Origin of the sequence: Pseudomonas sp. FSL R10-1350 (assembly GCF_009600525.1) — a bacterium.
Lineage (GTDB): Bacteria > Pseudomonadota > Gammaproteobacteria > Pseudomonadales > Pseudomonadaceae > Aquipseudomonas > Aquipseudomonas helleri.
Genome location: NZ_WIVR01000232.1, coordinates 1 through 275 on the forward strand (window position 1 = coordinate 1; position 275 = coordinate 275).

Genomic DNA, 275 nt, shown 5'->3' on the forward strand with positions numbered 1-275 from the left:
CCTTCCACTTTTGCTTTTTCTTCTGACAACCTAATAGCATCTTCTCTAAGAGATTCATACAGATGTTCAAGACTATTATACTTATCTTCATTTTCCCTAAAAGTATTCTCATACGCTCTAAGCATCTCTTCTTTTTGTGTTATACTTTCTTTTAACAATACTATAGTTTCGTCTGTTGACCGAGCACCCTTTTTCAATAACTGTTCATACCTTGCTTGCTGATTCACTAGTTCTTGATATAATCGATCATTCATGTCTTTTGTTTGTAAGTATGC

The 275-nt window shown here is 33.5% G+C and carries 1 protein-coding gene; it reads right to left on the minus strand.

Annotation, left to right across the window (positions count from 1 at the left end):
- Positions 1 to 254: hypothetical protein (locus tag GHO25_RS25945; protein ID WP_153393478.1), on the minus strand; the 254-nt coding region annotated here is incomplete at its 3' end.
- Between the last annotated feature and the right edge of the window lie 21 nt (positions 255 to 275).